General features: G+C 60.2%; 21 protein-coding genes. 8 read left to right on the plus strand and 13 right to left on the minus strand.

Going from position 1 to position 17,613, the window contains the following annotated elements; all coding sequences use genetic code 11:
* Positions 1–41: 41 nt before the first annotated feature.
* The 7 genes from ACR3EN_RS12740 to secG form a co-directional block, all read right to left on the minus strand.
* Positions 42–1,217: a S41 family peptidase gene (locus tag ACR3EN_RS12740; protein ID WP_480821477.1), complete on the minus strand. Its 1,176-nt coding sequence runs from the start codon at positions 1,215–1,217 to the stop codon at positions 42–44.
* A gap of 89 nt (positions 1,218–1,306) precedes the next feature.
* Positions 1,307–1,744, minus strand: a complete 438-nt coding sequence (locus ACR3EN_RS12745; protein WP_480821479.1) for a tellurite resistance TerB family protein — start codon at positions 1,742–1,744, stop codon at positions 1,307–1,309.
* Positions 1,745–1,765: 21 nt separating this feature from the next.
* Complete coding sequence (locus tag ACR3EN_RS12750; protein ID WP_480861527.1) at positions 1,766–2,215, minus strand: tellurite resistance TerB family protein; 450 nt, start codon at positions 2,213–2,215, stop codon at positions 1,766–1,768.
* 41 nt (positions 2,216–2,256) lie between these two features.
* Positions 2,257–2,550: a DUF1330 domain-containing protein gene (locus ACR3EN_RS12755; protein ID WP_480870866.1), complete on the minus strand. Its 294-nt coding sequence runs from the start codon at positions 2,548–2,550 to the stop codon at positions 2,257–2,259.
* A 71-nt stretch (positions 2,551–2,621) separates the two neighbouring features.
* Entirely contained in the window at positions 2,622–3,398 is a 777-nt protein-coding gene (locus tag ACR3EN_RS12760) for an isocitrate lyase/PEP mutase family protein (RefSeq protein ID WP_480870864.1), read from the minus strand.
* 91 nt (positions 3,399–3,489) lie between these two features.
* Positions 3,490–5,133 (minus strand): CTP synthase, encoded by a 1,644-nt coding sequence (locus tag ACR3EN_RS12765; protein WP_480870862.1) that lies wholly within the window; start codon positions 5,131–5,133, stop codon positions 3,490–3,492.
* 159 nt (positions 5,134–5,292) lie between these two features.
* Complete coding sequence (gene secG, locus ACR3EN_RS12770; RefSeq protein WP_480817825.1) at positions 5,293–5,658, minus strand: preprotein translocase subunit SecG; 366 nt, start codon at positions 5,656–5,658, stop codon at positions 5,293–5,295.
* Between the two features lie 151 nt (positions 5,659–5,809).
* Between secG and nthA the strand changes: the two genes are divergently transcribed.
* The 6 genes from nthA (at position 5,810) to ACR3EN_RS12800 (ending at position 9,967) form a co-directional block, all read left to right on the plus strand.
* Positions 5,810–6,424 (plus strand): nitrile hydratase subunit alpha, encoded by a 615-nt coding sequence (gene nthA, locus ACR3EN_RS12775; RefSeq protein ID WP_480821487.1) that lies wholly within the window; start codon positions 5,810–5,812, stop codon positions 6,422–6,424.
* The gene (gene nthB / locus ACR3EN_RS12780; protein ID WP_480821489.1) at positions 6,421–7,098 is read left to right on the plus strand and encodes a nitrile hydratase subunit beta; all 678 of its coding nucleotides are present in this window, start codon (positions 6,421–6,423) and stop codon (positions 7,096–7,098) included. The genes nthA and nthB overlap by 4 nt, the downstream gene beginning before the upstream one ends.
* Complete coding sequence (locus tag ACR3EN_RS12785) at positions 7,095–7,430, plus strand: nitrile hydratase accessory protein (protein WP_480821491.1); 336 nt, start codon at positions 7,095–7,097, stop codon at positions 7,428–7,430. Before nthB ends, ACR3EN_RS12785 begins: the two co-directional genes overlap by 4 nt.
* A 216-nt stretch (positions 7,431–7,646) precedes the next feature.
* Positions 7,647–8,939, plus strand: coding sequence for an adenylosuccinate synthase (locus ACR3EN_RS12790; RefSeq protein ID WP_480821493.1), 1,293 nt, complete (start codon positions 7,647–7,649; stop codon positions 8,937–8,939).
* Positions 8,939–9,175, plus strand: a complete 237-nt coding sequence (locus tag ACR3EN_RS12795) for a DUF2842 domain-containing protein (protein ID WP_480821495.1) — start codon at positions 8,939–8,941, stop codon at positions 9,173–9,175. Before ACR3EN_RS12790 ends, ACR3EN_RS12795 begins: the two co-directional genes overlap by 1 nt.
* An 84-nt stretch (positions 9,176–9,259) precedes the next feature.
* The gene (locus tag ACR3EN_RS12800; RefSeq protein WP_480821497.1) at positions 9,260–9,967 is read left to right on the plus strand and encodes a hypothetical protein; all 708 of its coding nucleotides are present in this window, start codon (positions 9,260–9,262) and stop codon (positions 9,965–9,967) included.
* On the opposite strand, the gene ACR3EN_RS12805 is transcribed toward ACR3EN_RS12800, so the two are convergent.
* The gene (locus tag ACR3EN_RS12805; protein WP_480821499.1) at positions 9,964–10,506 is read right to left on the minus strand and encodes a GNAT family N-acetyltransferase; all 543 of its coding nucleotides are present in this window, start codon (positions 10,504–10,506) and stop codon (positions 9,964–9,966) included. The genes ACR3EN_RS12800 and ACR3EN_RS12805 overlap by 4 nt on opposite strands.
* Before the next feature lie 222 nt (positions 10,507–10,728).
* A complete protein-coding gene (locus tag ACR3EN_RS12810) occupies positions 10,729–12,372 on the minus strand; it encodes a hypothetical protein (protein WP_480821501.1) in 1,644 nt (547 codons plus the stop codon).
* 122 nt (positions 12,373–12,494) lie between these two features.
* On the opposite strand from ACR3EN_RS12810, the gene ACR3EN_RS12815 reads away from it, so the two are divergent.
* Positions 12,495–13,202 (plus strand): thiamine diphosphokinase, encoded by a 708-nt coding sequence (locus ACR3EN_RS12815; protein WP_480821503.1) that lies wholly within the window; start codon positions 12,495–12,497, stop codon positions 13,200–13,202.
* On the opposite strand, the gene ACR3EN_RS12820 is transcribed toward ACR3EN_RS12815, so the two are convergent.
* From ACR3EN_RS12820 to ACR3EN_RS12835, 4 genes are read right to left on the minus strand one after another with little or no spacing between them, the layout of a single operon-like run.
* On the minus strand, positions 13,147–14,061 hold the full coding sequence (locus ACR3EN_RS12820; RefSeq protein ID WP_480821505.1) for a DMT family transporter: 915 nt from the start codon (positions 14,059–14,061) through the stop codon (positions 13,147–13,149). The two genes, ACR3EN_RS12815 and ACR3EN_RS12820, sit on opposite strands and share 56 nt — an antisense overlap.
* Positions 14,062–14,099: 38 nt before the next feature.
* The gene (locus ACR3EN_RS12825; RefSeq protein ID WP_480821507.1) at positions 14,100–14,516 is read right to left on the minus strand and encodes a GFA family protein; all 417 of its coding nucleotides are present in this window, start codon (positions 14,514–14,516) and stop codon (positions 14,100–14,102) included.
* A 20-nt stretch (positions 14,517–14,536) separates the two neighbouring features.
* The gene (locus tag ACR3EN_RS12830) at positions 14,537–15,910 is read right to left on the minus strand and encodes an L-serine ammonia-lyase (RefSeq protein ID WP_480821509.1); all 1,374 of its coding nucleotides are present in this window, start codon (positions 15,908–15,910) and stop codon (positions 14,537–14,539) included.
* Position 15,911: 1 nt separating this feature from the next.
* Entirely contained in the window at positions 15,912–16,610 is a 699-nt protein-coding gene (locus tag ACR3EN_RS12835) for a glutathione S-transferase family protein (protein ID WP_480821511.1), read from the minus strand.
* A gap of 168 nt (positions 16,611–16,778) precedes the next feature.
* On the opposite strand from ACR3EN_RS12835, the gene rpiA reads away from it, so the two are divergent.
* Positions 16,779–17,564, plus strand: coding sequence for a ribose-5-phosphate isomerase RpiA (gene rpiA, locus ACR3EN_RS12840; protein ID WP_480821513.1), 786 nt, complete (start codon positions 16,779–16,781; stop codon positions 17,562–17,564).
* The last annotated feature ends 49 nt before the right edge of the window (positions 17,565–17,613 follow it).

Raw genomic sequence — 17,613 nt, forward strand, 5'->3', positions numbered from 1 at the left:
TCTCACCCTAGGTCAGCTTTGCAGGCAGAGAGGTTGATCGTCTACTCGCCCAGACGACTGAGTATTCGGCGATAGACGGTGGCTTGCGCATCGGCATCAGCGGGGCTCGTGATAGGTTCTTGGTCAAACTGCAGTGTTCCCGCCGCGACTATTTGCCGGGCGATTTCGGGCGGTGTGGTCTGATCCGTGGTTCCATTCTTCCAATCGTGAAACGCCGACGAATAGCGGACCGCCGCGCCGCTGACTGGCAGATCAAGCAGTCCGCCCTCGGCAAAGAACGTCAACCCGTCGCCCATTTCTTCTCCGAACAGTCTTAGCCGGTCTTTTAGGCGATGCTTCAAGATCACGACGAACACGATTGCCGCCGAAAACGTGAACTTATCCACGAGCACGGCAACCCGTCTGCTTGCTGTTTCGCAGACTGCGTCGATCAAGGGCATCGTCTGAAGAAAATCGCCACCGGTATTTCCGCGGACGTCGATCAAGAGCGTTGTGGTAGGCTGAGCCTTTACCCTCTCTGCCGCGCCTGAGATCGCTTTTGGCAACACGCTTTTGCTGGGATCAAAGAAACTCGGCAGAGTTATGGAAAGCCCAAGATTCTTCCAATCCGCTATCTCTGCGAATGTCTCAGGTTCCCAGGTCGGATCAGCCCGTCCGTGCTCGTTTCTGGGATAGAGCGTCGACGCGCGAACCGTATGTCCGTTGTCCACGTCCACATCGGTAATCTGTCCATTCTCGTCCTGCACGCGGTACGTGGTTGTGTCGTCTGTTGAAGGAAACCCAAGATGAGCCAAAGCGTACGGCCAAGCGAGGAGGATCGGTCCGATGACCCGTTTTCTTTGCGGCGTTCCTGCAAGATATTCCCTTGCGGCGCTTTCAATCTGGCCCAATGGCGCCCCGTTGACAGTAAGCAGTTGTCCTCTGGAAGGTGTTATGCCTGGTGCAGCGAAAGTGAGGCGAATGGCTGTTCCGACGCTCACAAATCTCAGCGGAAGCACGGAAATCGCATCGTTCGGAATCAGTCGTGTGTGGCCGTTTCCGGGAAGTGCCATTAGACGCATCGCGGACAACAAGAACGCTTCTTTGGAACCGTCCAAAGCGTGCTGCCGGGCATCATTGACGCAATCGTCCATCGGCGCCTTTTCAATCCTGCGAAAGCTGGGGTCGCTTGGCAGGGCGGTTTCAAGAATTTGCTCTAAGTCTTGCGTCAGCGACATGGCTCACCGTGCGCACAGCACCTGCACGATGTCCAGATTGGACTCGATGCAGTCCTTTAATCGCTTGAGATGGGGTGATCCGCGAGGGATCAGGCCTTGGCCGCTTTTTGCCGTGCGCGCGCTGAATCCACGTCGCTGACGCCCAGCAGGCTGACCACAAGGCGCAGCAGTGAATCCTCTTCGCCGGTGCGGTTCCCGTCAGCCAGTGCGACCGACCACATTGCCTGCACCACGGCGAGGCGGTCGTCATAGGCAACGGCCTCTTTGATCGCGCGGGTAAAGCGGACGGTGTCGGGGGCCTCGGCCTCGAGGTCTTCGGCGCGGGCGCGCAGGGCGGCGGCCTCGAACGGGGACAAGCCATAGCGTTCTGCCGAGATGCGGTCGATCCGGGCCATCTCGGTATCGGCGTAGTCGTTGTCAGAGCGCGCGATGCGCACCAGAAGGGCGGTCAGGGCCAGACGGGCGTCGTCTTCGACCAGCGGATCGGGCTGGGGCTGTGTCAGCCGGGACAGGAAATCACTGAACATTCTGAACCATATAGTTGTTGGTTAGGTCGCTTCCAACCGGCTTAGCACGCGTTCACGCGCGGCCTTGCTGTCATTGAAACTGAGGCCCATCGCAACGCGCGCCTCTTCGACAATTTTGATTTCACCCTCATCCGTGTCGCCGTCGGCCAATACGATCTCCCACAGGGCATCCAGCGCGGCCAGCCGTTCCTGCAGGTCGGTGGTTTCGCGGATCAATTTGCCGAACGTATCCGTTTCGGGGGCGGCCGCGTGCAGCTTCTCGCAAGTCGCACGGACCTTGGCGGCCTCGATGGCGTTATGCTGGTACAGGCGGGCAAGGATCCGGTCGATCAGGCTGATCTCTTCCAGCTTATAGTCGCGATCCGCCTGCGCCACGCGCACCATCAATGCGCCCAAGGCCAGTTCGGCATCCGGGTCAGGCAGCTTGTCATGTTGTGGCGGACGCAGGGCCTGAAAGAATTTTTTCAACATGAGGTCAGGATATTCCCTAATTCGGGGCGCGCCAAGCGGCACTAACCCTCATAACCCTGAATGATCACAAGATCGCCGGTCGAGACCGGATCGCGCAGCGCCTTGGCGGCCTGATACGCGTCGCTTTCATAACAGGCCAAGGCCTGTTCATAGCTGGGGAATTCGATCACCACGGTGCGGGCGCGGGCCTTGCCTTCGACCTCGGTCCTATCGCCGCCACGCACAAGAAATTTCGCGCCATACTCAGAGAAGGGAAGCGCATTGGCGGCGATGTAGGATTTGTAGGTCTCAAAGTCGTCCACATCGACATGGGCGACCCAGTATCCTTTGGCCATGAGGCATCCTCCGTGCGGTTACAACGCGCAAGGTGCTGAGGAATGTCTCAGAATGCAATCCCCAAACGGGATCAGGCCCCGCTTTGTAGCGCGTCGCGGGCCTTGTCCTGCAGCCATGCGAGCATTTGACGATAGGGAACCGGGCCATAGCTGATCCGCGCAACGCCCAGCCCGGCCAGTGTGGCCGTATCGGGGGTGCCGGGCAAGGCGATGATATTGACCGGCAGGCTGGTCGCGTCGCAGAGGCTTTTGATCATCGCTTCGTCTTTTAGTCCCGGCGCAAAAAAGCCGCTGGCCCCGGCGTCGGCATAGGCTTTCGCACGAGCCATCGCGTCGTCCAGCATCGCCTCGTCATGTGTGTCGGGTGCAGCTTTGAGGAAGATATCGGTGCGCGCGTTAATGAAGGCGGGAACGCCAGCGACATTGCAGCCTTCGCGTAGGGCCGCGACGCGGGCGGCTTGGGTTTCGATGTCATAAAGCTCTTTGGTTCCAATGATCTGGTCTTCGAAGTTGAAGCCGATGATCCCTGTTTCCAAAGCGCGTTGAGCATTGGCTGCGATGTCAGCAGGGTTTTCCGCATAACCGCCTTCGAAATCCAGTGTCACTGGAAGGTCGACCGCCTCGACGATGCGGCGGGCATTGGCCAGCGCCGCCCCTATCGGCACATTCTGACCATCGGTATAGCCTTGCGCCATCGCGACCGGTGCACTGCCCGTGGCAATCGCCTTGGCCCCAGCATCGCGCACGGCCCCGGCGCTGCCGGCGTCCCAGATGTTATACAGAATGACCGGGTCGCCCTTTTTGTGCAGGGCTGCAAACTGTTCCGCGTGGGTAATCTGATCGGTCATGGCCGGTCTCCTGTCGCTGTCATGGCGGCAGTTAACCGTGTGAACCCTCGGCGCGTAAAGATGTTTCGCGCCGAGGGGTACAATCGCGTGATCAGACCAGTCGCGAGGTGTCCTTGGCGGCGCGCACGAATTCGCGGAACAGGGGGTGCGGATCGAAGGGTTTGGATTTCAGTTCCGGGTGGTACTGAACGCCGATGAACCACGGGTGATCCGACCATTCGACAATCTCGGGCAGGCGGCCATCGGGGGACATGCCCGAGAAATTCAGGCCCGCCTTTTCCAGCTTGTCGCGGTATTTGATGTCCACCTCGTACCGGTGACGGTGGCGTTCCTCGATTGCGGTGCCGCCGTAGACCTCGGCCACTTTCGATCCCTCAGCCAGAACGGCATCATATGCGCCCAGACGCATGGTGCCGCCCTTGTCGTCACCGACCTTGCGTTCAACCTTGTGGTTGCCCTGCACCCATTCCTTGAGGTGGTAAACGACTGGCTCGAAACGTTTTTTCCCAGCTTCGTGGTCGAATTCTTCCGAACCCGCCTCGGTGATGCCAGCCGCATTGCGGGCAGCTTCGATCACCGCCATCTGCATTCCAAGGCAGATGCCCAGATAGGGCACCTTATGTTCGCGCGCATACTGCGCCGCCTTGATCTTGCCTTCAGTGCCTCGTTCGCCGAACCCTCCGGGGACGAGGATGGCGTGGAACCCTTCCAAGTAAGGGGCGGCGTCTTCGGTGTCGAACACCTCGGCGTCCACCCATTCGATCTTGACGCGGACACGGTTTGCCATGCCGCCATGGGTCAAGGCCTCGGCAATCGATTTATAGGCGTCTTCAAGCTGGGTGTATTTGCCGACGATTGCGACCTTCACTTCGCCCTCGGCGTTGTGGATACGGTCGCTGACGTCTTCCCATTTCGCCAGATCGGGCTTGGGGGCAGGGCTGATCTGGAACGCGTCCAGAACCGCCTGATCCAGACCTTCCTTGTGATAGGCCAGAGGGGCGTCGTAAATGGTGGAAAGATCCTGCGCCGCGATCACGCTGTCGGGGCGGACGTTGCAGAACAGGGCCAGCTTTTCACGTTCTTTGACCGGAATCGGACCCTCGGAACGGCAGACCAGAATGTCGGGGGCCAGGCCGATGGATCGCAACTCCTTGACCGAGTGCTGAGTCGGCTTGGTTTTCAGTTCGCCAGACGCCTTGATATAGGGCAGCAGCGTCAGGTGCATAAAGATACACTGACCGCGCGGCTTATCCTGACTGAACTGACGGATGGCTTCAAAGAAGGGCAGGCCCTCGATATCGCCCACGGTGCCGCCGATTTCGCAGAGCATGAAATCGACCTCATCCTCGCCAATGGCGATGAAATCCTTGATCTCGTTGGTGACGTGGGGGATCACCTGAATGGTTTTGCCCAAATAGTCGCCCCGGCGCTCTTTCTCAAGCACGTTGGAATAGATCCGCCCCGAACTGACCGAGTCGGTCTTGCGCGCGGCAACGCCGGTGAAGCGTTCATAGTGGCCAAGGTCGAGATCGGTCTCGGCACCGTCATCGGTAACGAACACTTCGCCATGTTCAAACGGCGACATGGTGCCGGGATCGACGTTCAGATAAGGGTCCAGCTTGCGCAGCCGCACCGAGTATCCCCGGGCCTGCAACAGCGCGCCCAAGGCCGCCGAAGCCAGTCCTTTACCCAAGGACGAAACCACACCACCGGTGATGAAAATAAATCGCGCCATGTTCTTCGGCTGCTCCCGTGAGACGTCAAAATCAGCTGCCCGGCGGCTTCGAAAAACCGCTGCATCACGGGACTTCACATATAAAGGATTCGCGCCCAAAGCGCAAGAGAACCGCAAGATGCTGTTGCAGTTCTCTTTTAGGTTTCTAAGTGTAGTGGCTTAGTCGGCTTGAGGGATCAGCGGTGCGTTGTCGCCCTGCGTCGGAGGCAGCAGGTCATCTGCGGACGGAACCGCAGGCGTGCTTTCCTCGGTTGATGCCGGTGCCGGAACGCCCAGACGATCGATGACCGAGCTGCCCGAGGATTTCTGCGCCGCCAGAATGGTCAGCGTGATCGAGGTGACGATGAAACACCCGGCCAGAATCCATGTGACCTTGCCCAACGCGGTTGCTGCGGCACGGCCTGTCATAGCGCCGCCACCGCCGCCGCCCATGCCAAGGCCTCCACCTTCGGACCGCTGCATCAGAACGACGGCGATCAGGCCAAGGGCCAGAAGAAGATGGATGATGAGAACGACGTTTTCCATGGGTGTCCCGTACAGCGTGGCGTGTATCGCGTGGTACTTATGCAAGTTTGGTTCCGGGGGCAAGGGACGAGTTGGCATCACGGATGCTGATGTTGCACATCACGTCAAAGGGACTGGACAGGGCGTTGATCTGTAACGCAGGCTGCGTGTCATGCCACATGACGATCACGACCACCCGCACGCCCTTTTGCCATCTGAACCCGCTCTGCGCGTCAAAGCGCTTGAGACGATTCTGACCCGCAAGGGGCTGATCGATCCGGCGGCGCTGGATGAGATTATCGACACTTATCAAAACAAGATCGGCCCGCAGAACGGCGCGCGCGTTGTTGCCAAGGCGTGGAGCGATCCTGCGTTCAAGGCGGCCTTGCTTGAGGATGCCACACCGGTTGTCGCCGATCTGGGCTATTTTGGCCGTCAGGGCGAGCATATGGTGGTGGTCGAGAACACGCCGGAACAGCACAATATGGTCGTGTGTACCCTGTGCAGTTGTTACCCATGGCCGCTGCTCGGCATTCCTCCGGGTTGGTACAAATCCGATGCGTATCGCGCCCGCGCGGTACGCGAGCCGCGCAAGGTGCTGGCGGAATTCGGCGTGACGCTTCCTGATGAGACTTCGGTTCGGGTCTGGGATTCGACTGCCGAGATGCGCTATCTCGTGCTGCCGATGCGCCCGGAAGGCACCGAGGGGCTGGGTGAGGACGAACTGGCCGCGCTGGTCAGCCGCGACAGCATGATCGGCACCGGACTGGCGCGGGTGCCCTCATGACCCGGGTTCACGATATGGGTGGACGGTTTGGCGATGGTCCGATCAACCCTGAAGCCGAGGATGCCCCGATCTTTGCCGAGGACTGGCACGCGCGGGCGCTGGCGGTGACTCTGGCCTCGGGCTTTCTGGGGCAATGGAATATCGACGTGTCGCGTCATGCGCGTGAATGCCTGTCGCCCAAGGATTACGCCCGGTTTTCCTATTACGAGAAATGGATGGCCGGACTGGCCGATCTGCTGGTGAAGCAGGGTGTGCTGACACTGGATGACCTACGCGGAGAACCCGCGGACACGGGTCACCCGCTGGCCTCGCGCAAGCTTATGGCCGAGAACGTGGCGACCGCGCTGGCCAGAGGCGGCCCGGCCGATCGCCCGTCGAATGTCGCCGTGCAGTTCGAGGCCGGGCAAGCCGTCCGCACCGTGCGCCCCACCGCGAACCGGCTGGTCGAGGGTGGCCATACCCGTCTGCCGATCTATGCCGCCGGAGCAACGGGCCGCATCTTGCGCCTGCACGGCACCCATGTGCTGCCCGATTCCAACGCGCATGGGCTGGGCGAAGCGCCCGAGCCGCTTTACGCGGTGGTATTCCCCGCGTCCGAGCTTTGGGCCGATCCGGAACATCCGCGCGATGAGGTCGTGCTGGACCTGTGGCAATCCTATCTGGAACCGGCATGAACGAGTGTATCACCTATTCCGCGCCCGAGCCTGTCTTCGCCGAACCCTGGCACGCGCAGGTCTTTGCCGTCACCGTAGCGCTGAGCGAAGCGGGCCGCTTTGACTGGCCCGACTGGGCCGCGCGCTTTTCGCAGACGCTGAAACGCAATGGTTTGAACAAAGAGCTGGATGGCGGTGACGACTACTTTCACGCCTGGCTTGAAACGCTCGAGTCGCTTCTGACCGAGCAGGGCGATGCTGCCCCCGACGACATCGCGGCTCTGCGCAATGCTTGGGAAGAGGCGTATCTGACCACGCCCCACGGCGAACCTGTGCGCTTGTCGCAAGGTTAGAGGGGGCTCTGCCCCCGCCGCCCGTTGGGCGACTCCCCCGGGATATTTTTGGCCAGATGAAGCAGGGGATCCGCTCTTCATCTGGCTATAAATATCCCCGCCGGAGGCACCGCGCGGCACGCGCGGTTCTGATCTGCGGCGAATTATCGGTTTCCCTACCGCAGTCGCGCCGCTATACGAGCCGGGTTTGAAGACTCAGCGTAAAAAGGACCGGATATGGCCAACGTGGTTGTTGTCGGCGCCCAATGGGGTGACGAGGGAAAAGGCAAGATCGTCGACTGGCTCAGCGAGCGGGCGGATGTGATCGCGCGTTTTCAGGGTGGGCATAATGCCGGGCATACGCTGGTCATTGATGGCGAGGTTTACAAGCTGCACGCGCTGCCTTCGGGCGTTGTGCGCGGCGGCAAGTTGAGCGTGATTGGCAATGGCGTTGTTCTGGACCCGTGGCATCTGATCAAGGAGATCGGCACGATCCGGGCGCAGGGTGTGGATATTACTCCTGCGACGCTGATGATAGCCGAGAACACGCCGTTGATCCTGCCGTTCCATGGCGAGTTGGACCGGGCGCGCGAGAGTCAGAACTCGGTGGCAAAGATCGGCACCACTGGCCGTGGGATCGGGCCGTGCTACGAGGACAAGGTGGGGCGCCGGGTAATCCGGGTGGCTGATCTGGCGGATGACGCGACTTTGGCGTTGCGCGTGGATCGGGCTTTGGTGCATCACAATGCGCTGCGCAGCGGGCTGGGGCTGGAGCCGATTGACCGGGATGGGCTGATCGCGCAGCTGAAAGAGATTGCGCCTGAGATTCTGCCGTTTGCGGCTCCGGTCTGGAAGGTTCTGAACGAAAAGCGCAAGGCCGGCAAACGTATTCTGTTCGAGGGCGCGCAGGGCGCATTGCTGGACATTGATTTCGGGACCTATCCGTTTGTGACCTCGTCCAACGTGATTGCCGGTCAGGCCTCGACCGGGGTGGGGATCGGGCCGGGCTCGATCGATTTCGTGCTGGGGATCGTCAAGGCCTATACCACCCGCGTGGGAGAGGGGCCGTTCCCGACCGAGTTGGATGACGCCGACGGGCAGCGTCTGGGTGAGCGGGGGCATGAGTTCGGCACCACCACCGGGCGCAAGCGGCGCTGTGGCTGGTTCGATGCCTGTCTGGTGCGTCAGACCTGTGCGACCAGCGGTGTGAACGGCATTTCGCTGACCAAGTTGGACGTGCTGGACGGATTCGAGACGCTGAAAATCTGTGTAGGATATGAGCTGGACGGAACCCGTCTGGACTATCTGCCCACCGCGGCCGACCAGCAGGCGCGGTGTACGCCGATCTATGAAGAAATGCCGGGGTGGAGCGAATCCACGGAAGGCGCGCGCAGCTGGGCCGATCTGCCCGCCAATGCGATCAAATATGTGCGCCGGGTCGAGGAACTGATCGAATGCCCCGTTGCATTATTGTCGACCAGCCCGGAGCGGGAGGACACCATTCTGGTGACCGACCCGTTTGCAGACTGATGAGCGACAAGGATAAACCCTTGCTCAGCTACAAAGCGCGGCGGCGATGGTCGTTGGTGCTGCTGCTGATCGGGCTGCCCGCTTACATCGTTGCGGTCGTAACAATCGTGAACTGGTTGGATCGACCACCGATCTGGCTCGAGTTTCTGGTTTACGTCGCGTTGGGCATCGTTTGGGTCCTGCCGTTCAAGTTTGTTTTTCGTGGTGTAGGCAAAGAAGACCCGGATCAGGATTGAAACTGCCTCCGCTCATTGCGCGCACATTGTTCGCCTGCCAAGCTCGCGACATCAGGAAAGAATAAATTAAAGGGGCAGCTCGGCATGAAAAATCGGGTGTTTGCAGCTCTGATCGCGGCTTGCGTGTCTGGCGGCGCTCAGGCGAGCGATTGGAACTACGTCGTTGCACCATACGTGTGGGGGCCGGAGTTCAAGACCTCTTTGGATGTGGGGCCGAACCCGCCCGTCAATGGTGATACCTCAATATTTGATATCCTCGATGGCGCGTTCCTCATCGCGGGCGAAGCCCGAAATGGACGCTGGAGCATCGGCGGCGAGTTCAACTATCTGGACCTTGGAGACGACGTTACGGTTGGCCGCTTCGACGACGCGGCCAGTTGGGACCTCAATGGCATCATGTTCTCATTAGGGGTCAGCTATGCCATCCACGAGGATGACCAGTCGCGGATCGAGGCACTGGGCGGGTTGCGCCACTGGGATCTTGATGTCTCGACCACGGTGCTTGATCGCACTTTCAGTACCGATCAAAGCTGGACAGATCCGGTGATTGGAGCGCGCTATAGTCGAGCGCTGAATGAACGTTGGAGCCTAACCGCGATGGGCAATGTTGGCGGCTTTGGCTATGGATCGGAGTTCCAGTGGGAAGCGCTGGCACAGGCGAGTTGGAAATGGAAACACGGAATAAGTGTTGCGGGTGGATACCGGCATCTGGACGTTAACTTTCGCGAGGGGCGCGAAGTGATCGATCTGATCCTTACCGGGCCTTACGTCGCGATCGGCTTTGGGTTCTAGTCCGGCCAGCTAAAGACCGCGCGGGCAAAGGCGTGATATTCACCGGCGATCTCTTGCGCCATACTTTGCGGCGTCGGCCAGGCCGGGGTTAACTTGGCTGCGACTTCTCCGGTCATCAGGTTCAGGTCGGCGCTGTGCTTGCTGGCCAGGTGGCGCATCCTTTGATTGGTTGCAAGGCAGATCATATGCACCTCACGTATCCGGCGGTTGCGCGCCCCGGCGATCACGCGCGACAGTAACGCGTCGCCGATACCGCGATCCTGCCAGGGTGCTTCGACGGTGAATGCTGCCTCGGCGGCGCGAGGGTGGCTGTCGCCCAGCGGCCGCAACTCGGCCATACCGCGCAGGCACGTGTCAGGAAACGCGCCGAAAACCAATGATGCGTCATCAAACAGAGATGATACGTATCGATCCAGAAACGTGTCGGGAACGGCAGCGCCAAACCGCGCGCGAAGGGCGTCCGGAGCAAGATTCTGAAAATGGGTGGTTACAAGGGGTTTATCAAAGATGCGCAGCCGTCGAATTGCAAGATCGTACATAACAGATACCTCAGGTCGGAAACATGGGCATTCAGAAACACGAGATTAAGCTTAGTCGGTGCACAGAGCTTAGCAGATTTCTGCGCTGCAGCATAATGACGGTGCGGCAAACTCTGAAAATGAGCGGATTTGCCGCTGTGGCGCGCGCGAACCGCACAAGGAAAGGGCCAGAGTAACCTCTGGCCCTGTCTAGTTTCGAGGGGGTATTGCAGTGCGCCGGGTTTAGCCCGCGGCGCGTTCGTCATCATCGGGACGGAACCCGATCAGGGTTGAGGCCGCGAAGCGTCCTCCGCCCGCCTTTTCGATTTTACCGTCGCGCAGAAGCTGGCCGAAAGAACGCAGGCTTTCTTCGCGATTGAACGCCTCCTGTTTCAGCGAGCGGACCTTGTTCATCAACTGCGGGCGCGAGAACTGTTCCTGGCCTTCGATGAAGGACAGGTAAGAGGCGGCGGCCTCTAGCAAATCTGGCAGCGACTGCGCGCCCTGTTCTTGTGCAAAGGTGGCAAAACCACCTTCTTCCTCTGGAATGTCTTCATCGGTCGATCTCACGCGTCGCGGCATAACCGGGCCGGTGTCGCCGGTTTCGGTATCGATACGCTGCTCTGCGACCAGCTTCAGCGGTGCGGCTTCGTTGGTCGAGGGGCGTTTGCTGGTGACTTCAACCTCGGGGCGGCGAGGGCTGACGACCGAAGCAAGATCGCCGCGATAGTCATCCTCGCGTTCGCCTGCCGCGTCCTTGCCTTCGGCACGCTCTGCCTCGGTTGCGGCAACCGCAGTGCGCAGGTGCGAATAGGCTTCGCGCTGATCGGTGGTTGCGGGATCATCAAGCTGTGCATCCGCTTCGTCCATCAGGCGCGAGACGTCCTGATCGAGACCCGAAATCTCTGCCCGATGGGAACGTGCCTGAACGGACAGCTCGGATTCAACCAAAGCGATTTCATCCAGCAACAGTGCTTCATCCTCGGCCGAAATCACGTCGTGCGCGAGATCGTCCAGCGTATCCTCTTCGTCCGCCTCGGCTTCGTTGAGGATATTGGGCTCATCCTCGGCCTGGGGATCCGAGCTGTCATCGAGGTCCGAAAACAGCACGTCAGTGTCGGTGACCTCATCCTGTTGCGGTGCGTCCTCGATGTCTTGGGGCAGAACCAGCGCGGTTGCATCGGCTTGGACGTCTGCTTCGGGCTCGGGTGTCTCGTCGGTGGCTTGCGCAACGGGTGTTTCGATTTCTTCCTGCTGCGGTCCAGGCGCCCGAGTCTCTTCTACTGGCGCAGCGTCCGGCGTCTCATCGACGGTCTCCTGCAGATCAGTCGGAGCAAGCGCACCGGCTTCGAAGGCGGCGGCGATGGCATCCACCTTGGGTTTGGCCGGCTGCAAATAGCTGGTGTCTTCGTCCTCGGAATAAGCGCTCGGCGCGGCATCGGAGTGCGAAACGACAGCACGAATCCGCTGCAGTTTGGCGGCAATGCTATCGGCGGGCTCATCGGTGGGGATTGCAGGCGCCGACGGGGCGTTTGTGCTGACAGAGGGGGTTTCCAGGGTCGGTGCAGGGGACGTCGGCGCAGGGGCAGCGGGGGTCGGTGCTGCTGGTGCGGTGCCGGTGTCGGTGGCGGTATCCGTGGCGCGTAGCACCAAACCGGTATCGTTCTGACTGGCTTCAACCCGGCGCGCTTCGTCGCGTTGGGCGATGCGCGTCAGCATCTGGGCGTCCGGCTGGGGGGGCTCGGACCCGAAATAGCGGTCATCCGCGGAAAGGTCCCGGAAATACTCGGCAATGGCTTTCATCGTTTCGAATGAATCGTCGAAGCCTTCCAAAGTGCACGAGAAGGTTCCGTAAGAAACGGTTAAAACCTTGTTGTTCTGTACCATCAGACGCACGTCCTCTACAAACTACCCAGTCACACTGCCCAACACGGATTTGGGCAATCGACTTCAAACTGTAGCCATGAGTCTATCATTTTGTGGTCTCATTATGTCCAAAACCGGGAAATATGGTCAATCTTGCGAAAAATGAGTCAATTGTTCGGTCCAAAGGGCCAATCGGGCTGTTTGGAGGCGGAGAAATCGGCCCGGATGACGTGAATCTGGTGCTGAAACGCGTCGATTCTGCTGTTGCGGCGGATGGCGGAGCGGTTGCTTTGATTGATTCGGGTCGTATTCCGGATGCCGTGATTGGGGATTTCGACTCGTTGTCCCCCGCTTATCAGGGCCAGATTCCCAAAGATCGGTTGTTTCCGATCCGAGAACAGGACAGCACAGATTTTGATAAGGCGCTGCGGCATGTTCAGGCCCCTCTGGTTCTGGCTGCCGGATTTCTGGGGGCGCGGGTGGATCATCAGTTGGCGGTGTTCAACAGCCTCATACGCAGGCCAGAGCGCGTTTGTATTTTGCTTGGCGCACATGAACTGGCGTTTGTTGCGCCGCCCCGGATCACGCTGAACCTGGTGCCGGGGGACACGGTGTCATTGTTTCCATTTCGGCGCACAAAAGGGCGGAGCCAGGGATTGGAGTGGCCGATCGACGCTTTGCTGTTCGAACCGGACGGTCAGATTGGAACTTCCAACCGCGCGCTCGGAGAGATCACGCTTGAGGTGGACGCGCCGGGGTCGCTGGTCATGGTGCCGCGTGCTGCGCTGGATCAGGTTATGCAGGCGTTTCTGTCGGGCCAGACCGGGCATTGGCCCGCTCGTGCAGGATGACATAAAGGCCCGCAGCGATGGTGATCAGGATACCGATGGCAGCAAGACCATTGGGGAGGTCGCGGAAGATGATCCATCCGATCAGCGTGGCCACGGGGATTTCCAGATATTGCATTGGCGCCAGCGTAGCCGAAGGGGCATAGCGCAGTGACCATGTCATCAGCAGATGCGCCACCGTGCCCAGAGCGCCGATCGCAAGGAGCAGCCAGAGAGTCTGGCCATCAGGGGCAATGAACGAAAGCTGATCGACTTGGGCATATGTCCCCAGCAGCAGGAGGGGCAGCAGGAATGCCGTCGCCATCGCTCCGGACACAGCTTGAAGCGCGATTGGATCAACCTCTTTGGCGATTTGCCGGGTCACCAACATAAATAGCGCAAATACCACTGCCACGATCAGCGGCAGCAATGCTGGCGCACCGACCTGAGCGAAACTGGGCTGGATGACCAGCAACGTCCCGATGAAGCCGACGATACACGCGATCAGCCGTCTGGGCCCCACATGCTCGCCCAGCACGAAGCGACCCAGCAAGAGCATGATGAACGGCATCACAAAGGCGATGGCGACCGCATCGGCCAGCGGCAAGTACAGCAGCGCGCTGAACATGGCCGAGATACCCGCGATATGCAGCAGTGTGCGGATCATCGTCAGACGCAGCACGCGCCCGCGCATCCGCCAAGGGCGACCTGTTGCGACGATCAGCGGCGTCAGGATTACAACCTGTACTGCAAAGCGAACCCAAACCAGCAGGGCGATGGGAGTCGTTTCACCCAGCACCTTGGCCATGGCGTCCCCCAGAGGGGCAAGCACACAAAAGCCAAGCATCAGTACGATGCCGAATACGGGGCGATCCTGAGTCATGGCGGCGACGCTAGCGGTTTCGCGTCCCGCTGGAAAGGTCAGGCTTCGGGCAGGGGGTGCACCTTGGTGTAATCCGGGCCGATGCAGGCTGGCAGGCCGTCATCCAGGCGCAGCCAACTCAGTTTTTCCTCATGCGCCACATGCAGGGTGGGCTGCAGCGCCTCGGGGTTTTCGAGCGTGGCGACGTACAGGTGTAGTACATCTGACATCTTCTCGGACCGAAACGAGATCGGTGTCCCGCATTGAGGGCAGAAACTGCGCTCGACCCCCGGAGAGGAGTTGAAGCGTTTGGGTTCTGCACCGGTCCAGCGCCACTGGCCGTCGCGCACGCCGAAATAGGTGGTCATCGGGGCCGCACACTGGCGGCGGCAGCTATCGCAATGACAGGAGACACAAGACAGCACCGGGGGATCGATCTCAAAGCTGATCCTGCCGCACAGGCAATGTCCGCGCATGTCTGTCCTCCGCGATGCTGTCAGCAGTTTGGCACATTCACGGCCAGCCCGCCCAATGAGGTTTCCTTGTACCGTTCATGCATATCATGGCCGGTCTGTCGCATGGTTTCGATCACTGAATCCAGCGGCACAAAGTGATGACCATCCCCCCGCAGCGCCAGCGAAGCGGCCGAAACCGCCTTGATCGCGCCCAGTCCGTTGCGTTCGATGCAAGGGACCTGAACCAGCCCCGCCACAGGATCGCAGGTCATGCCGAGATGGTGCTCCAATGCGATTTCAGCGGCGTTTTCCACCTGTTCAGGGGTGCCGCCCATCACCGCGCACAAACCCGCTGCCGCCATCGCAGATGCGCTGCCAACCTCGGCCTGACAGCCCGCTTCGGCGCCCGAGATCGAGGCATTATACTTGACCAGCCCGCCGATGGCCGCAGCGGTCAGCAGGAAGTCTTCGATGTGGTTTTCAGAGGCCCCCGGCACATGGTCGAGGTAATAGCGCAGCACCGCAGGCAGCACACCCGCCGCACCGTTGGTTGGCGCGGTGACGACCTGACCACCGGCGGCGTTTTCCTCGTTCACTGCCATGGCATAGACGCTCATCCAGTCGTTGATCGTGTGCGGTGCGGTCAGGTTCTTGCCGCGCTCGGCCAGCAGCGCGTCGTGGATACCCTTGGCGCGGCGGCGCACATACAGCCCACCCGGCAGGATACCATCCGTGTTCAACCCACGCTCGATGCAATCATTCATCACCTGCCAGAGGCGGGCCGAGCCTTTGGCAAAGCTTTCCGGACATCCGCGCGCGATTTCATTTGCGCGCTTCATCTGGGCGATGGTTTTGCCGCTGCTTTTGGCCATCCGCAGCATTTCATCCGCAGATTTGAACGGAAACGGGATGGGCGCACCTTCTTCGGTCGCCTTGCCTTCGGCCAGTTCCTCTTCGGTCAGGACAAAGCCACCGCCGACGGAATAAAAGACCTGCTGCAGGATCACATCCCCCTGCGCGTCCGTAGCCATCAGGATCATGCCATTGGCATGGCCCGGCAGTGATTGTTCGAAGTCAAAGATCAGATCGGCCTTTGGATCAAAGCTGAGCGTCGGTAGTCCTTCAGGTGTCACCGTTTGGGTCGCATGAATCTGGGCCAGCGTCGCCTCGGCTTTGTCGTTGTCATAGGTGTCGGGCACAAATCCGGCGAGGCCCAGAATGGTGGCGCGGTCGGTCGCATGGCCAACGCCGGTGAACGCCAACGAGCCGTGCAGCGATCCGCGCAGGCCAGAGAATTCGAACGGTGACGCGCGCATCATGTCCAGAAACCGCGCGGCGGCCACCATCGGCCCCATGGTATGTGAAGAGGACGGGCCAATGCCCACTTTGAACATATCGAAGACAGAGAGAAACATATCAGATAGCTGAGCCTTCCGGAGGATTGGCGTAAGTAGGAGAGGTGAACGGCGCAGCCCCGAGCCCTTCGGCGATCAAGGCAGCGCGTGTTGCCGGGCGCTGTTCCAATTGCCCCAGAATGTACCGCAGGTTCGGAGTTGTGTTCAACTGATACCAGCTGCGGTCGGACTGCACCGGATAAAGTGCCATCCATCGCATCATGCAGGCGATGTAGTAACTCAGGACCGAAGGCTTGCTGCTGAACCAGTCGGGGCGGGTTTGGGCCAGATCATCCAGCAGCTTCAGATGCTGGCGCAGTCTGGGGCGGATGCCCGCCCGCAATGTCTCGGCCTGGGCGGCTTCGATGTATTTTTCAGCATAGAAGAGGATGCGCAAATCGGCGTGCAGCGTGTTCGAAGCGAAGAAGAGCCATTTCAGAAACGCGGCGCGCTGGGGGCCGTCGGGGGCAGGAGCCATCTGGCCGTGCGTGTCGCTCAGCCAAAGCAGGATCGCGGCGGTCTCGAAGATCGGGCCCTGCGGCGTTTCAAGCACCGGGATCAGCCCGTTGGGGTTGAGACTGCGATAGGCAGCACCGTCCTGCTCGTTCCGGGCGCGGTCCACCAGAACGGTGTCATAAGGCAGGCGCATCTCTTCCAGTGCCAGCCGGATCACCAGCGAGGCGTTGTCAGGGGCATAGTGCAGGCGGTATCGCGTTTCCATACTCCCTATCTATGTGCGGCGACCGCACGAGGTAGCCCTGATTGCGACCATTCCCATCAGAAAGGCGTATTTCAGCGGCATCTTAGCGCCGATGCGGTGCGATTTGCCTCTCGCAGTTGGCAGGGGCATTCCGTATAAGGCCCCCCAGACTACTCGGGGGATGTTGTCATGAGCAGAGATTTGTCGCCGATCGACAAAGCCAAATATGTTGCGGCCTATCGGGCCGCGGATCTGGTCGAAGACGGAATGCGTGTGGGGCTTGGCACGGGGTCGACCGCCGCGTGGCTGGTGCGGCGTTTGGGGGAACGTGTGCGCGAAGAGGGGCTGAAGATCAAAGGCGTTCCAACGTCGACAGCGACCGCACAACTGGCGCGCGAGGTCGGGATTGAGGTTGTCTCGCTCGATCAGGCCGGGTGGTTGGACCTGACCATCGACGGCGCGGACGAGTTTGATGACGAATTCAATCTGATCAAAGGCGGTGGGGCGGCGCTGTTGCAAGAGAAAATCGTGGCCACGGCCAGTGATCAAATGGTGGTGATCGCGGATGCGGGTAAAGAGGTTGAAACGCTGGGGGCGTTTCCCTTGCCGGTCGAGGTGATTCCCTTTGGCTGGCAGACCACGCGCACTCTGATCGAGGAAGCGTTGGATACGATGGACGTTCTGGGCACCTCGGTCACGTTGCGCATGAATGGCGAGGCCCCGAAGGTGACAGATGAGGGGAACCATATTCTGGACCTGCATCTGAAACGCATTGGCAACGTGCGTCAGCTGGCGCTGGTGCTGAACCAGATTCCGGGTGTGGTGGAAAACGGGCTGTTTATTGATATCTGTGACAAGGTTGTGGTCGGGTATGGTGATGGCCGCGTCGAGCTGCGCGATATCAACGCCGGCACGGTGCAGACCGACCTTCTGGGAGAGAGCGGAGACAACCTGTTTTCTGATATCGCGGACTAGGGCCCGGCGGTTTGGTTTGTGAGTTATTGAAAGAAAACCAATGTTTCGG

It is taken from the genome of Ruegeria sp. G7, from assembly GCF_056535465.1.

Bases quoted from the DNA above. Each gene is read 5' to 3' on its own strand.
- ACR3EN_RS12740 (WP_480821477.1), bottom strand. From the start codon at position 1,217: ATGTCGCTGACGCAAGACTTAGAGCAAATTCTTGAAACCGCCCTGCCA.
- ACR3EN_RS12745 (WP_480821479.1), bottom strand. From the start codon at position 1,744: ATGTTCAGTGATTTCCTGTCCCGGCTGACACAGCCCCAGCCCGATCCG.
- ACR3EN_RS12750 (WP_480861527.1), bottom strand. From the start codon at position 2,215: ATGTTGAAAAAATTCTTTCAGGCCCTGCGTCCGCCACAACATGACAAG.
- ACR3EN_RS12755 (WP_480870866.1), bottom strand. From the start codon at position 2,550: ATGGCCAAAGGATACTGGGTCGCCCATGTCGATGTGGACGACTTTGAG.
- ACR3EN_RS12760 (WP_480870864.1), bottom strand. From the start codon at position 3,398: ATGACCGATCAGATTACCCACGCGGAACAGTTTGCAGCCCTGCACAAA.
- ACR3EN_RS12765 (WP_480870862.1), bottom strand. From the start codon at position 5,133: ATGGCGCGATTTATTTTCATCACCGGTGGTGTGGTTTCGTCCTTGGGT.
- secG (WP_480817825.1), bottom strand. From the start codon at position 5,658: ATGGAAAACGTCGTTCTCATCATCCATCTTCTTCTGGCCCTTGGCCTG.
- nthA (WP_480821487.1), top strand. From the start codon at position 5,810: ATGCCACATGACGATCACGACCACCCGCACGCCCTTTTGCCATCTGAA.
- nthB (WP_480821489.1), top strand. From the start codon at position 6,421: ATGACCCGGGTTCACGATATGGGTGGACGGTTTGGCGATGGTCCGATC.
- ACR3EN_RS12785 (WP_480821491.1), top strand. From the start codon at position 7,095: ATGAACGAGTGTATCACCTATTCCGCGCCCGAGCCTGTCTTCGCCGAA.
- ACR3EN_RS12790 (WP_480821493.1), top strand. From the start codon at position 7,647: ATGGCCAACGTGGTTGTTGTCGGCGCCCAATGGGGTGACGAGGGAAAA.
- ACR3EN_RS12795 (WP_480821495.1), top strand. From the start codon at position 8,939: ATGAGCGACAAGGATAAACCCTTGCTCAGCTACAAAGCGCGGCGGCGA.
- ACR3EN_RS12800 (WP_480821497.1), top strand. From the start codon at position 9,260: ATGAAAAATCGGGTGTTTGCAGCTCTGATCGCGGCTTGCGTGTCTGGC.
- ACR3EN_RS12805 (WP_480821499.1), bottom strand. From the start codon at position 10,506: ATGTACGATCTTGCAATTCGACGGCTGCGCATCTTTGATAAACCCCTT.
- ACR3EN_RS12810 (WP_480821501.1), bottom strand. From the start codon at position 12,372: ATGGTACAGAACAACAAGGTTTTAACCGTTTCTTACGGAACCTTCTCG.
- ACR3EN_RS12815 (WP_480821503.1), top strand. From the start codon at position 12,495: ATGGTCAATCTTGCGAAAAATGAGTCAATTGTTCGGTCCAAAGGGCCA.
- ACR3EN_RS12820 (WP_480821505.1), bottom strand. From the start codon at position 14,061: ATGACTCAGGATCGCCCCGTATTCGGCATCGTACTGATGCTTGGCTTT.
- ACR3EN_RS12825 (WP_480821507.1), bottom strand. From the start codon at position 14,516: ATGCGCGGACATTGCCTGTGCGGCAGGATCAGCTTTGAGATCGATCCC.
- ACR3EN_RS12830 (WP_480821509.1), bottom strand. From the start codon at position 15,910: ATGTTTCTCTCTGTCTTCGATATGTTCAAAGTGGGCATTGGCCCGTCC.
- ACR3EN_RS12835 (WP_480821511.1), bottom strand. From the start codon at position 16,610: ATGGAAACGCGATACCGCCTGCACTATGCCCCTGACAACGCCTCGCTG.
- rpiA (WP_480821513.1), top strand. From the start codon at position 16,779: ATGAGCAGAGATTTGTCGCCGATCGACAAAGCCAAATATGTTGCGGCC.